The sequence below is a fragment of the Vallitalea sediminicola genome (assembly GCF_054408565.1).
Genome location: NZ_BTPT01000279.1, coordinates 1 through 286, shown reverse-complemented (window position 1 = coordinate 286; position 286 = coordinate 1). Strand labels below are relative to the sequence as shown.

The window sequence follows — 286 nt, the reverse complement described above, 5'->3', positions numbered from 1 at the left end:
GTATAGCTAAAAATGAAAAGGCTGTAATTATACTTGATCAGTTAGATGCATTACGATGGACGCAGGCTCATTCGCGAGATGCTTTACTTGTATGTTCTCAAATCATTGAACAAGTGAAAATACTGAATCTTGAAAGAACACATAATATTTCTGTGGTTTTTGTATCCAGAACATATGATTTAGAGAACGATAATAACATAAAAGGAATTTTTAAGTTTAATAGCAATGGACAGAATGAACTAGAATGGCAAAAGGTCTATATTGGTGAACTGGATGATGAACAAGT

The 286-nt window shown here is 32.5% G+C and carries 1 protein-coding gene; it reads left to right on the top strand.

The annotated features are described in order from the left end of the window. Positions 1–286, top strand: a 286-nt coding sequence (locus ACX6CF_RS26745) for a hypothetical protein (RefSeq protein ID WP_458788420.1), incomplete at both ends; no start/stop codon positions are given.